The following is a 12,615-nucleotide window of genomic DNA, read 5'->3' as shown; positions in this document are numbered from 1 at the left end:
GTCAGACCCAAAAACGTCGGATGATCTTCGTTGTACGCGAGACCCTTTCAGGCCCTTCCCAAGCTTGTCAATGAGGTGGTCTCAGCAGGATCGATCCGGACAGGTACGCCCCCTCACCGGGGGTGGATGTATCCGGGCCGGCCGGTCGGGTGATCGCGCACGCCGGCCGGCCCGGTGGCCGTCACCCGGTCGAGGGCGGGGATGGCCTGGTGTCGGTCCAACCGGACTCCAGCACCACGTTGACCCGGTCGCCCTTCTGCGGCATGCCGGTGACTTCGAAGGTCAGCACCTTGGAGGTGTCGGGGTCAATGATCAGCCTGATCTGAGGGGTTCGGTCCCCCTGTATCGGGAAGGTCACGGCGACACCCGAGCGCCCCTGCGGGTCGGTGCTCTGGCCTTCGACCCGCACCGCGGGCAGCGTCGCCAGCGCCCGGTAGGCGGCGCCGCGCACCTGTGGGGAGGCGGGCAGTTCGTACAGGAGCGAGGCCAGGGTGCGCGGCAGGCCCTCCTCCACCGAACCGGCGAAATCCTGATCGCTACGGATCGCCTCAGCGGCCCGCTTCTTCAGCACTTCAGGGTCGGCGGGCAGCGCCTCGATCTCCTTCAAGGTCATGGGCATGGCACTCCAGTAGAGCCTCTGCTTCCTCTTGTTCTGGAAGAACGTGCTCTCGCCGGGGGAGGTGGAGTAGACGCCGCCGTCCGGCCCCATCGGCCATTCGGCCGGCGAGCCGTCCCGGCGCCATGCCTCCGGGTCCATGGGGCGTGCGGCCAGTTGCCTGTGGCCGATCCAGGTTCGGCCGTCCTTGGCCACCCACGTCTCCGAGAGGTTGGAGGTTTCCAGGTAGTAGGTGTCGCCGTTCTTGCCGTACGGCCCAGGCCGCGACCCCGCGTACAGCCGCTTGAGGTGCCAGTAGGCCCCTTCGGAGGCGGCTTCGGCCTTGGCGGCGGCGGCCAGCAGGATCGAGGTACCCGACAGGGTGGTGCCGCCGGGTGTGGCCACGGGATAGGGCGCTGCAGTGGGGGCGACCTGGCCAAGGAAGACCGCGGTCGCGGCCGCGGCCGCGGCGAGCCCGAGAGCACAGGCCCGCCACGGCAGACGCCGGGCCGTCCGGTGCCGGCCTGCCTGGGTCGCCATGATCGACTCACGCAGTTCGCGCGCGCCGGGCCCCTGATCCGGCGCGTGTGGTGCCGGGTCAATGGCTCTTACCAGGTTGTCGATGTCACTCATGCTTCCCCCATCGCGATTGTCAAGGACGCCTGCCGCTCCAGCGCCGCCGCCATCCGCTTGCGCGCCCGATGCAGCCGGGTCCGGGCGGCAATGGCCGTGCATCCCACAACTTTGGCGATCCGCTGGCTGGTCAGGCCCTCCCAGCAGGCCAGCGCCAAGACCTCGCGGTCACGCTCCGGCAACTCGTCGAAGGCAGCGCGGACATGCTCCAGATCGACCGGCCTGACCGGCCGGTCGGCGGCCAGTTCCGCACGCAGCCGTTCAGCGAGTACAGCCCTGCGGAAATCGCCGCGCTGCCGGTTGGCCAGCACCCGGCGGGCCACCCCGTACAGCCACAGCAGCGCCTTCTCGCCCTCGGGCACATCGTCGATGCGCCGCCAGGCGATGAGGAACGTCTCGGAGATGACGTCGGCCGTGTCGTCGGGCGAACCGGTGCGGCGGGCGGCGTACTGGTGTATCGCCGGGTAGTACGCGTCATAGACCGCTTCGAAGCGATCTCGGTGTGTCACAAGGTCTCCTTGCCGAAAGGTGCCGGACACCTGGTACATGTCCGGCACCTTTTGAAATGTGGCAGCTCGCCGCGGGCAGTTCGCCCTACTGGCCCTGTCGTTCGGATGCCATACCAAGGGATGAGGGACACCGTCAGGTCCCTGCGGCACGCGCCGGGGACAACAGCCCGCGGAGCGGCCATCGCCCCGGGAAACGGGAATCAATCCTCGTTCTACACTCGGTACGGCCAGCCCCCCGGCCTCATTCCATCTGGCAGGACACGAAAAATCGGAAGGGAACATGAAAGAAAAAGAGGAGCGCGCCGCGCGGGTTTACGAAAGAACCAGCACCCTCGCGACGGGAAACGTGTTGGCGCAGGGTGCGAGCGGGTTCTTCGGCGGCGGAGCGAACCTGGTCGTCGACGTGATCGCGATTCCGTTCTACATCGACCTGTGGAACGACGTACGGAGCATCTACGGCAGGGGCCACATCACCGCGGAGGCCGCCAAGGAATACCTGAAGCCGAACATTCCCTTCCTCGCCCAGGACCTGCTCTGGGACAAGCTCGTCGGCTCCATTCCCATCGTGGGGATTCCGTTCAACATCGCCTTCGCCAAGGCCCTGACGTGGCGCCTCGGCGCATGGTTCGGCATGCTCTCGGCAATCGGCGGGGACAGTACTCCCAACGAGAAGATCACCGCGTCCACGATGGAACTCACGCGCAGAATCTTCCCCTCGCTGGGAGACACCTTCAGCTTCAAGGCCCCCGACAGGGACGTCTTCGTCTCCTTCGTCGCCTCCGTGGACGGCTTGACGCATCAGGAGGCCCAGAATCGGGCCGAGGAGGCACTCCGGGTGCTCCGCGGCGAAAAAGACACCCCGTCGTAACGCCGTTCAGGAGCTGATCCAGCACGTCGACTCCGTGCGTCCGGAACGTCTCCACGAAGATCGGCTGCCCGAACGCCCGATGCGGATCGACCACCACGTTCGACGGCAGACAGCTCCGCAGCCACAGGCCGGCAGGAAATCCGCCCTCGGCGAGGTTGAGCCGCTTCTGCCACCTGGCTGCCACTTGGCTGCCAACTGGCGCGATATTCGATAGCGATCGACAGGAGCGACGACGCAACTACGATGGGTAATGCGCGGTCGGGTACGAACCGCGAAGTGAGGCCGGGCTTCCCGCCGCATGACGGGCACCCGGCCATCGCGTTTTAACCGCCCCCTTCGGGCCTGTCGACACTCACCGACCTCAGCACCTCTCCCAGCATGTCCACGTAGACGGAAGTGCGGCCCAATACCTGGGCCGCCGCCGCTCCCACCACGATGTCCGCCGGCCAGAGCAGCGGTTCGTCGGCCGGACTCCGACGCTCCAGGGTGAATCGGGGCGGTCGCCCTGCCGGTCCGCCGAGGACTCGCCGGTCCGCCGCGTTCTGCGCATCCTGGCGGCGATCGAGGATCAGGTGACGGACTCCGGTCTCCAACTCCAATGCCATCCACCGAAGTGCCCTTGCCCGCGCCGCCTCCTTGCGGCCTGGAGCGTCGACCATGATCATCCAGTGGATGGGCGGCAAGGGTCGTTGCCCGGTCAGGGATGGCGTGTAAAACTCGGGGCGTCGAGAACTCCGAGGGCAGCGGGCGAAACGAGGTGGGCGATGTCCCGTCCGTGGGAGGCCGATCCAAGCGCCGAGCTGCGCAGACGGCTGGGGAAGTCCGCACAGGAACTCGGCAACACAACGGCCAGCCCGGACTGTCCTGATATCTGGGAACTCTCCAACGGCGACATCGCCGTCATCGGCCGCGACCTCACCGACTCGTACCGAAATCGGCTCCCCGACGGGGTGAGTCTCACCCACGATGAGCGTCTCGTGGTCATTCCCAGAAACCAACTCATTTCCGCTAAACGGGATATACCAGATGCTTGATCATCTAACGGGATATCAGTCGGAGAAGCTCAGCGCCGACGAATACCTCTCGGACTTCTGGCCGTACTTCCAGAAGCTGGAGGGGGTGTTCTGGAAGCTCGAATGCCGCCAGTCGTTCAGGGAACCGCGCAACCCCAGCTGGCAGGCGCTTGACCGGGGAGACTGGCACGAGGCGCTGCGCATCATCGACGAGACCTCGACGGAGATCCAGGCCCCGATCCTGGACTCCCCGGGCTTCCCAATGCACCGCCTCCGCCTCGTGACCCGGCCGTACACCCCCTACCTGCGCTGGGAGCTGCACTTCATCCGGCTCAGGGCACAGGCCGGAGAGCGGATTCGGGTCCTGGACACCGAAGCACTGGGCCAAGGCCGGCGGCCCCTGCCCGAGCTGGTCATCCTGGGCTCGTCGGTGATGTACGAGGTCGTCTACGACCAGAGCGGCACCCTCAGCGGCGCCCGCAAGATCTCAGACCCCGCTCTGATCGAGTCCTGCAGGCACGACGTCGAAGACCTCTTCGCCCGAGGCGAGGACCTGCTCACCTTCCTGGACCGGGACCGGGCCGCGCTCCCTCCCCCGTTATCGGACGCCACCCACGAGTCCCGGTAATGCGAGGCCGGCGCCTGCTCAACACCATGTCCGACGGCGGGCGCCGCTTTCTCACCATCACCTTGCTCCTCGTAACGGTGCTGGCGGTACCCGGCTTCGTGGTGCTCTCCCCGCTCTTCCTCACCCTGCTGAACGACCAGGTCACCGACTGGGGCAGGCTGAGCGACATCGGCCAGACCTACGGGGCCGCGTCCGCAGTGCTCGCCGTGTTCGCGCTGATGGGCGTGACGGTGTCGCTGATCCTCCAGGCGCGCGAGAGCAAGGCCAACCGCGAGCAGACCTTGCGGGCTCTCCATGGTGACCTGATGCGGATGGCCATGGAGGACCCGCTGTACCGGGCCTCCTGGGGCGCCTTCTTCACCTCGGAGGACACCGACGCGCAACGCGCGCACATGTACGTCAACATGATCGTCAACCACTGGCTGATGATGTGGGAGCTCCGCTCCATCACCGAAGCACACCTGCGCGCGGTTTCCAGCGTTGTGCTGTCCGGCCCCATCGACTGGAAGTTCTGGACCGATGTCAGGGAAAGGCGGACGCTGAGCGCCGGAACCCGGCGGGAACGACGCTTCAACCGGATCCTCGACGAGGTCTACCGTACGGCTCCCGCCCCGCCCCGGGGTGCTCTCCGGTCCAGTTCGCAGAGCCCTCCCACCGGCGCCTCGATGATGAAGCACCTCACTCATCCGGTAGGCCGGATCTTCCTACTTCTGGGCTTGCTGGCCGTCGTCGCATCTGCGGTAAGGCGGCTGACCCGCTCCCGGCCCTCTCCCAGGTCCCTGACCGGGTGAGCCCTTCGGCTCTCCGGACGTTGGTCCGGAGTCCGGAGTCAGGGTGCACCAGACGATTTTGCCGCCGGGGGTGGGGCGGTAGTAGCCCCAGTCGGCGGCGAGGAGATCGACGAGGTGGAGGCCGCGGCCGTGTTCGTCGTCGGGGGTGGGGTCGCGGACGACCGGGGTGAGCGGGCTGGCGTCCCAGACGCGGAGCACGATGGTCTCGCCCATCCGGTAGAGGTCCATCCAGATCTGGTCGGGGTCGGCGTACGGGATCGCCTTGGCGGCGTCGGGGCACGCGGTGTGCGCGGTGATCGCGTTGGAGACCAGCTCGGAGGCGATGAGCTGGGCGGTCTCGATCAGGTCGTCCCGGTGCCAGCTCTCCAGTACGCGCCGGACGTGCACCCGGGCGTAGTAGGGCGAGGTCGGGAAGACGGAGAGTTTGAGGTACTGCGTGCTGCTGATGGCACCGGTCATTTCACCCGCTCCTGGTCAGTACGTCGGGCATAGGACCGGCACCGTTCGCAGCCGGGGACGCCGCGCTTCCCCACGGGGGACGGGGGCACGGTGCCGGTCCTACGGGAAGTACGGCCGGGGAGCGTCGCAGATGTGTCGCCGGTCGTACCACTGAGGCCGGACGGACACCCGGTACGGGGTGGGCCGCCTCGGGAGGGAAGATCGCCCGCCCGGCCGTCTGGGGAAATCCTGCGTTTCGCCTTCCAGCGGGGAGCCCGCCTGGAAGGCTTACGGAGAGAGCATGCACCATCACCATGAGTAAATGCAATGCAGGAACTTACACTGCCCGCATAGTCCAGAGAGGTGCCAAAGATGCAGGAGAAGGATGAGTTGGGAGCAGTTGCACCCCTGCCGCGTACCAAGCGTCAACCGCCAACGGTGCGTCTGCGGCGTCTGGCAGCCGAACTGCGCCGCCTCCGCCAGGAGGCCGGACTGTCCCAGGCCGAGGTGACCGAGAAGACCGACGTCAACCTCGCCACGCTCCACCGGATCGAAACAGCTAAGACCAAGCCGCAGCTCCGGACACTCAACGCCCTGCTCGACGCCTATGGTGTCACCGGCAGTCAGCGCACCGACCTGGTGACGTTACAGAAGGAGGCCAAGCAGCGCGGATGGCTGCATGGCCTCGAAGCAGACCTCCCCGACAAGTACAGCGCCTACATCGGCCTGGAAGCCGAGGCCCAACAGGCCATCAACTACGAGTCGCTGTTCATTCCCGGTCTTCTGCAGACCGAGGACTATGCGCGGGCGGTGATCCGAGGCGTATTACCAACCATCTCCGACGCAGAGGTTGACAGCTTCGTCACCGCCAGGATGCAGCGCCAGGCTCTTCTTGAGCATGAGGCGCCTCTACGGCTGTGGGCGATCATTGATCAAGCCGCTCTCCACCGAACGGTCGGCAGCGATGCCATCATGCGCGCCCAGCTCGCGCATCTCACCCAGCAGGCTCGACGTCCACACATCACCGTTCAGGTCATTCCGTTCTCCGCTGGAGCCCATCCTGGGATGCCCGGTAGCTTCATCGTCCTGAAGTTCGCTGCGGAGGGCTCCGACGTAATTCACATTGACAGCATGGCTGGCGATCTGTTCTTTGAAAAAGAGGCAGATATTCAGCAGTACAACCACATTTGTGAGCATCTTCGCGCGGTAGCGCTCAGCCCTACCGACACGGCCTCGCTACTCGCATCTCTACGCGAAGATCGATAGAGGAAGGAAACAGGGCATGCAGCAGCCAGATCTGTCCGGTGCACGCTGGCGCAAGAGCAGCCTCAGCGGCAGCGGCCCAAGCTGCGTCGAGATGGCCTTCGTCGGCAACGACGTCGCCGTCCGCGACACCAAGAACCGCGACGGCGGAACCCTCATCTTCCCCCGCACCGAGTGGACCACCTTCATCACCGGCATCAAGAACGGCCACTTCGACGGTCTCGCCTGACTCCCCGGAGAACGTCGAACCCGACAGGACGCTCTCCAAGCGTCCTGTCGGGAAGCTTGGCGAACGGCCGAAACCTCCCCTCCGAAAGCACGCAATCCGCACCCGCACTCCCAGGTGACTGGACGACCGAACCTGTTACTACGACCTGCTCGCAGAGATCGCCGTCCGGGCTCTTGATGACCTGCCCATATCGAGACCGACGGCGTCTCCAGAGTGCGTCGGGCCTGCTCCGCTACCTACCGGGAGGCAGCCTTCGCGCGCTACGCAGCAGACGACAGGAAAGGGCAAGCGTCCCGGCTCCGATGCCTGCCCACAGAATGCGTTGCCACATCGGGATTCGACCGGGAGCGCCGTGAACACTTGGACGGAGCGGCTCCTGCCGGATCGAAGGCGTCGCCTTTCGGTATTCCTCGTCCAGGATTTCATGGAAGCGACGTTCCATGCGGCTGCCCGAGGTCGAGAGGCGAGCCTCCCGCGCGGACTGCCAGTACGAGCGCCCCACCTGGCCCTGGAACATCTCGTTCGCGATGAGGCGCAGCCGTGGTTCACGGAGTGCCTTCATCTCGAACGACATCGCCCACTCAGCGATGATCATATTTGTGTACAGCTGTTGCTTCCGCGTCCTGGGATCCGTCGGAGGCGGTACCGGCCCCCAGCATTCGTCGAGGTCGGGATCTTCCATCGCCATCTTCAGGAGGTCACCGACCCCTTGGCGGCGCGCTTCCTCGCGGGCGAGCTTGGTCTCTCGTGCCTGGAAGGAAAGGGTCGCCACCACACCGATCAGCGCGAGCACCGACAGGATCGCCGACGCCGCGCCGTACGTCTGCCCGATGAAACTCAGCCGTTCCCACTCGCCGGTGGCCCCCTGGAAGAGTCTGAGCGCGATCGGTGACGCACCGATCAAGCCAACGGTCGCGAGCACGAGCAGTAGGAGCACAAGTGCCAGGAGAAGCCGATTGACCCTGCGACGGCCGGTTCTCCGTAACATGTCGCGGAGTCGCTACCTCAGGCCGGCGGCCGAAGGCGGCAACGGCGCGATCTCCTGCTGGAAATAGTCAAGGAACGGCTGCCCCTCCGCCCACAGTCGTGCGAGGTCGTCGATCGTCTCCCGCATCACCTGTGGTTCGTCGATGCGCCGTGCCCCGATCGCCCTCCACTCTTCGTCGTAGCTGACGTGGTAGAGCGCGTGCTCGTCGACGACGAGCTCGGGCAGCGGTCCCTCGCGTTCGTGGTCGCGGACCTTCTCGGAGTTGAGCACGCGAATGGCCGTACCCTCCTCCGCGAGGATCCTGAACCAGTGGCACTCCCAGTACAGGTACGGCGACACGGGGCGCTCGACGATCCGCAGCCGCCGTAACTCGCTTCCCTGCTTCGCGTACCCTTTCGCCTCGGCTCGCGCGGCGGGTCGATCGCCTTCGAAGGCCGCGAGCACCCGCTCCCAGTCACCCGCCACGAACGCCTGCCAGCTCGGGTCGTCATCCGGCTCATGGAAGAACTGGGAGCGTTCGAGTTTCCAGATCGGCCCGGTAAGTCGCTCCGATTCCTGCCGCCGCTGCGCATGATAAGCGGGGCGATCAAGCACCTTGCCGGGGATATCGCGAATACGGTCAAGCATCCGGAATGTCATTCTTGGCCGCGCGGAGCATGTTCCCCGGTATGACCACCAGCCGCTCATCGCTGCCTACGCGTACGTCCGGCGGAAGCCGATCCCCGAGGGCCGCGGTGAGGTCGCGTCCCACGATCGCGATGTCACCGTTGTCGAGTTCCCAGATGTCAGGGCAGTCGTTCGTCGTACGGCTGTTCCCCAGCTCCGCGGCGGTCTTCCCCAGTCGCCGTTTGAACGTCGTCCGAGGGTCCGCTTCCCACGCTCGATCCATAGCCGTCCGCTCCGATGTTCATTGGTGCCGGCGGTTAACTGTCTCACGTGACCTCATAAGAGAAAAGCAACAGTACGGTACGGCAGACACAATGTCATTGACAGCCATTTCCCCCTTTTCGTGTCGGTATGAACGAACTCGAATGACTCAGACAGCGCGAAGGCCGGACGCCCGATTCCATCGGGAGGCCCGGCCTCACTTCCACACCCCAGGGGATGCGGCACCACCCAGCGTGCCTTACCAACAGTGATCAAGCAAGCGCGTTGAGCCACGGAGGAAATCGTGGAGTCCGCGAAACGACCTTGGGGCGAGGCAGCAGCCGAGGGGGCGTCGCCGGATGGCGACGGCCCCCGATCCGAGAATCGGCTCAGCTGTCCTCGAAGTCGAACTGGTCGAACTTCAGGACGCGGGCGTTCTCCGAGACGATGCGGATCTTGTCCTCGGGGAAGCCTTCCGGCTTGCGGGCGGTGATCTCGATGCTGAGTTCCAGCTCCGCCCCCTCCACCGCGGCCAGGTGCTGAATGACCTCCTGGACCATCTTGGTGAAGCTCTTCTGGTAGAACTCCGGGTCGAGCTTGGCGGCTCCGTAGAACCTGACGTTCTTGGGGCCGGACGGTGGTGGCGGGGTCTTCCCTCCCGGCTGCGGGACAACGACCGTCACCCCGTCCGGGCCGGTGCCCGCGCCGGAGACACCGGGGTCTCCATCGACCGGTCCCCCGCCGGCCGCTGCCGCCGCAGCAGCCGCTGCGGCATCGGCCTTCGCCTTGGCCTCGACGTCGGCATTGCGCTGGGCCAGGGCGAGGTCGGGCCGGACCAGGAGCGTGCTGTCGGTGATCTGTCCGAACCGGCTGTTCGGCGGCAGGGCCAGCCCCTCGAAGCGTTGGCCGTCGTAGCCGGTGGCGAGGGCGAAGCCGGTGCGTTCCCAGTCCATCTCGTCGGGCCCGGCGGCGATCCCGCCGTCCAGCACCTCACGGTCACGGAGCCTGGGGAGATAGGGGTAACGGCAGTAGTAGTCCCACAGCTCCTTGACCGAGATGTAGCCCCGCTCCCAGACGCTGGCCAGCTCCCGGTCGAGGTTGCCTCGAATCACTGACGCGGCCTGGACGGTCCGGAGTGCGTCGCGCTGCTTCAGCTTGACGCTGACCCGCTCGGCCAGCCGGTCCCTGCCGCCGTCGGCCTTCTCGACCTGCCAGGTGATGAGACTGCCGGGCTGCTGGTCGGGGACGAGCGCCCAGTAGTAGGTCTCGCGGATCCGCAACTCGACGGCCTGGTTGGCGTTGGCCAGCCGAGTCTCCACCTGCTTGATCTGCTGGACGGTGAGATCAAGCTCGTCCTTACGTCCGGAGATGTTCTTCCAGGCCAGATACTCCCGTACGGCGTCCGACAGCTCCTCCATCCGCTTGGCGTCGCCGGCCAGGAAGACCAGCATGTTGCGGTTGATTCGCTGCGCACTGCTCCGCCTGTCGAGCACCTTCTGGGCAAGGAGACGGGCTGAGGAGTTGTCGTCGTTCTTGGCGTGGACGACGCTCGGATGCAGGATGACCAGTCGCGCGTCACCGGTGTCCGGCACGTCGTTGCTGTCGTCGGTGACGTGCACGGCGGAGAAGTCTCCGCGGGACCTGAGCTCCTTGGCCCGCAGTCGCGTGACGATCTCCAGCCAGACGTCCTCCTTGTGCAGCCGCTCGGCGTAGTCCTTGGCCGTACGGGTGACCGATGCCTGGGTGTCGTACCAGTAGCGGGCACCGTCCACGTAGAGGAAGGTGGCCCGGTCGCTGAGCACGTGCAGCGCGGAGCCGAAGTTGCCGACGACATCGCCGGGGATGGCCACGCCGAGCCGAATGTTCTGCTGCTCGATGCCCTTGTGCTGCTTGGTCAGCGTCGGTGCGGAACCGAAGAAGAGCGTCCTGGCCAGCCGGCGGGTGAGTGCCCGCTTACCGAAGACGGTCCGTTCCTTGTCGATCTGGACCGGCGTGGCCGTCTCACTGTCGACATCGGTCTCGATGATGGTCTTCCAGTTGTCCTGGAGATACTGCGCCAGCTCGCTGACCACGGCTGGATGGTTGAGCGGCAGCGAACCCGGCATGATCAGCGGTCCGGCCTCCTGAGTCTGCCAGAGCTGCTGGATGACAATGCTCATCAGCCGCAGCACACCCCGGGTGCGCTGGAACCGGTCCAGCGTCGACCAGTCCTCGTACAACCGGTCGAAGAGCTCCGGGTGGATCGGGTAGGCGTCGATAATCCGCTTCTCGTAGGAGACCTCGGAGCACTCGCGGGGGAACTCGCCCTTGTGGTCGTTGTAGAACTTCCAGAACTGCTTGGCGATGGCCGCGATCTCGGACTTCGCCTGGGCGTTGGGCTCCTCGAAGAGGCGGCGGCGGACGATCTCGAAGGACTCGTGCGCCCGCGCGGGCTGCCACTGCTGCGCCACCCGGCGGATCACGTTCTGCAGCCGGTCCAGCGCGGCCTGGCCGTTGACCCCGCCGACCTCCAGGGCGCTGCCCATGATCCCCTCTTCCGTCTCCTTGTGACTGGAGGCGGGGATGGAGACGACCAGCAGCGCGCCCGGCACGGCCTTGACCGCCTCGGTGATGGTCTGCGCGAAGGTGAACTGGGTGTCGAACGTTCCGGCTGGCAGGTCATCGCGGCCGTAGAGCTGCCGGCCGTAGGCCACCCACTCGTCGATCAGGATCAGGCACGGCGAGTAGGCCGCGATGAGCTGCCGGAGCGCGTCACCGGGGTTGGTGTGCGCCTCGTCGGACTCCCGGACGATCTCGTACGCCTTGCGTCCGCCGAGCTGCCAGGCCAGTTCGCCCCAGAGCGTGTGGGTGTGCACGCCGTCCTCGTGACGTTTCCCCGCCTTCGGGTCGATGTGGTTGCCGACCAGCGCGGCCCGCTGGACCTGGCTGCCGATCGCGCTGGTGTCCGCGTCCGCGAACAGGTCGACGACCTCCTGCGGGAACTCGTGCAGCGGCTTCCCAGAGAAGATGTGCCACAGGGCCAGCATCGAGTGGGTCTTGCCACCGCCGAAGTTGGTCTGCAGGTTCCAGACCGGGGTGGCGTTCGGGTCCTTGCCGACCCGGGCGACCGCCCGCTGCAGCAGATCCTTCAGACCCTCGGTGAGGTAGGTGCGGCGGAAGAACTGCACCGGGTCGGAATACTCCTGGCTGGTGCTCTCCCCGATGGAGACCATGTGCAGGTCGGCGGCGAACTCGGCGGCGTCCAGCTTGCCCACCTGCACGTCCGCGTGCGGGGTGATGACATCCCGCCACGGCTTGAGCCCGTTGGCCTCGATGCTGGGCATGGAGGTCACCGACTGCGCGGCCTTGCGGGTCTCACCGTCGTAGAGGCTCCGCTGCTGGTCCAACCGGAGCTTGCGCACCTCGTCGGCCCGGTCCATGGCACCGACCGCGGTCAGCAGCCGCTCCATGGTGTCGAGCGCGCGGTGGGTGTCGTCGCCGGAGAACGGCTTGGTGTGCGCCCACTTGTTGCCGACCTCGCGCAGTTCGCTGGCGAAGCCACTCTCCACCTTGGAGAGCCGCTCCTTGAACACTTTCCACTCGCTGGTCAGCACGATCAGCAGGAACCGCACATCGGTCCTGTCATAGACCTTGTTCGTGCCGTGCTGGGCCGCATCCCGTGCTTCGAGGACCTTCACCCAGTCCTTGCCAGGAGGCATGGCCATGCTCATCATCATGTCAACGAACGGCTCCAGCCCGGCTCCGAGAAGTTCGAGGCCCCGGCCGATCCTGTCTCTGTTGCTCAACGCCATGT

The 12,615-nt window shown here is 66.1% G+C and carries 14 protein-coding genes; 6 read left to right on the top strand and 8 right to left on the bottom strand.

Translation table 11 applies throughout. From position 1 onward, the window contains the following. Positions 1–181: 181 nt before the first annotated feature. Positions 182–1,228, bottom strand: coding sequence for a CU044_5270 family protein (locus IG98_RS0118285; protein ID WP_030913349.1), 1,047 nt, complete (start codon positions 1,226–1,228; stop codon positions 182–184). Then, complete coding sequence (locus IG98_RS0118280; RefSeq protein WP_030913347.1) at positions 1,225–1,737, bottom strand: RNA polymerase sigma factor; 513 nt, start codon at positions 1,735–1,737, stop codon at positions 1,225–1,227. Before IG98_RS0118280 ends, IG98_RS0118285 begins: the two co-directional genes overlap by 4 nt. 280 nt (positions 1,738–2,017) lie before the next feature. On the opposite strand from IG98_RS0118280, the gene IG98_RS0118275 reads away from it, so the two are divergent. Next, positions 2,018–2,605, top strand: a complete 588-nt coding sequence (locus tag IG98_RS0118275; RefSeq protein ID WP_157594386.1) for a hypothetical protein — start codon at positions 2,018–2,020, stop codon at positions 2,603–2,605. Positions 2,606–2,928: 323 nt separating this feature from the next. On the opposite strand, the gene IG98_RS0118270 is transcribed toward IG98_RS0118275, so the two are convergent. Continuing rightward, positions 2,929–3,264 (bottom strand): hypothetical protein, encoded by a 336-nt coding sequence (locus tag IG98_RS0118270; RefSeq protein ID WP_157594385.1) that lies wholly within the window; start codon positions 3,262–3,264, stop codon positions 2,929–2,931. A gap of 105 nt (positions 3,265–3,369) precedes the next feature. Between IG98_RS0118270 and IG98_RS48745 the strand changes: the two genes are divergently transcribed. From IG98_RS48745 to IG98_RS0118260, 3 genes are read left to right on the top strand one after another with little or no spacing between them, the layout of a single operon-like run. Continuing rightward, on the top strand, positions 3,370–3,639 hold the full coding sequence (locus IG98_RS48745; protein WP_084195444.1) for a hypothetical protein: 270 nt from the start codon (positions 3,370–3,372) through the stop codon (positions 3,637–3,639). Next, the gene (locus IG98_RS0118265) at positions 3,632–4,246 is read left to right on the top strand and encodes a DUF6879 family protein (RefSeq protein ID WP_037970661.1); all 615 of its coding nucleotides are present in this window, start codon (positions 3,632–3,634) and stop codon (positions 4,244–4,246) included. The genes IG98_RS48745 and IG98_RS0118265 overlap by 8 nt, the downstream gene beginning before the upstream one ends. Beyond that, positions 4,246–5,037, top strand: a complete 792-nt coding sequence (locus IG98_RS0118260) for a DUF6082 family protein (RefSeq protein ID WP_051752382.1) — start codon at positions 4,246–4,248, stop codon at positions 5,035–5,037. The genes IG98_RS0118265 and IG98_RS0118260 overlap by 1 nt, the downstream gene beginning before the upstream one ends. On the opposite strand, the gene IG98_RS0118255 is transcribed toward IG98_RS0118260, so the two are convergent. Beyond that, the gene (locus IG98_RS0118255) at positions 4,951–5,496 is read right to left on the bottom strand and encodes an ATP-binding protein (RefSeq protein ID WP_051752380.1); all 546 of its coding nucleotides are present in this window, start codon (positions 5,494–5,496) and stop codon (positions 4,951–4,953) included. The genes IG98_RS0118260 and IG98_RS0118255 overlap by 87 nt on opposite strands. A gap of 351 nt (positions 5,497–5,847) precedes the next feature. On the opposite strand from IG98_RS0118255, the gene IG98_RS0118250 reads away from it, so the two are divergent. Beyond that, complete coding sequence (locus IG98_RS0118250; RefSeq protein ID WP_051752404.1) at positions 5,848–6,741, top strand: helix-turn-helix domain-containing protein; 894 nt, start codon at positions 5,848–5,850, stop codon at positions 6,739–6,741. A 16-nt stretch (positions 6,742–6,757) separates the two neighbouring features. After that, positions 6,758–6,967, top strand: coding sequence for a DUF397 domain-containing protein (locus tag IG98_RS0118245; protein ID WP_030913334.1), 210 nt, complete (start codon positions 6,758–6,760; stop codon positions 6,965–6,967). A 232-nt stretch (positions 6,968–7,199) separates the two neighbouring features. Here IG98_RS0118245 and IG98_RS45020 read toward each other — a convergent pair whose 3' ends face one another. The 4 genes from IG98_RS45020 to IG98_RS0118225 form a co-directional block, all read right to left on the bottom strand. Next, positions 7,200–7,904: a DUF6082 family protein gene (locus IG98_RS45020; protein ID WP_245651614.1), complete on the bottom strand. Its 705-nt coding sequence runs from the start codon at positions 7,902–7,904 to the stop codon at positions 7,200–7,202. A 63-nt stretch (positions 7,905–7,967) separates the two neighbouring features. Beyond that, complete coding sequence (locus IG98_RS0118235; RefSeq protein WP_051752378.1) at positions 7,968–8,582, bottom strand: DUF6879 family protein; 615 nt, start codon at positions 8,580–8,582, stop codon at positions 7,968–7,970. Continuing rightward, positions 8,575–8,844 carry a hypothetical protein gene (locus IG98_RS0118230; RefSeq protein ID WP_030913331.1) on the bottom strand — a complete coding sequence of 90 codons (270 nt, stop codon included), beginning with the start codon at positions 8,842–8,844 and terminating at the stop codon, positions 8,575–8,577. Before IG98_RS0118230 ends, IG98_RS0118235 begins: the two co-directional genes overlap by 8 nt. Positions 8,845–9,211: 367 nt before the next feature. Continuing rightward, a complete protein-coding gene (locus IG98_RS0118225) occupies positions 9,212–12,613 on the bottom strand; it encodes a Swt1 family HEPN domain-containing protein (RefSeq protein ID WP_030913330.1) in 3,402 nt (1,133 codons plus the stop codon). Positions 12,614–12,615: the final 2 nt, after the last annotated feature.

Source organism: Streptosporangium amethystogenes (genome assembly GCF_000721075.1).
In the GTDB taxonomy this organism is placed as follows: domain Bacteria; phylum Actinomycetota; class Actinomycetes; order Streptosporangiales; family Streptosporangiaceae; genus Streptosporangium; species Streptosporangium amethystogenes.
The sequence above is the reverse complement of the archived record's forward strand: the minus strand, read 5'-3'. Positions and strand labels throughout refer to the sequence as shown.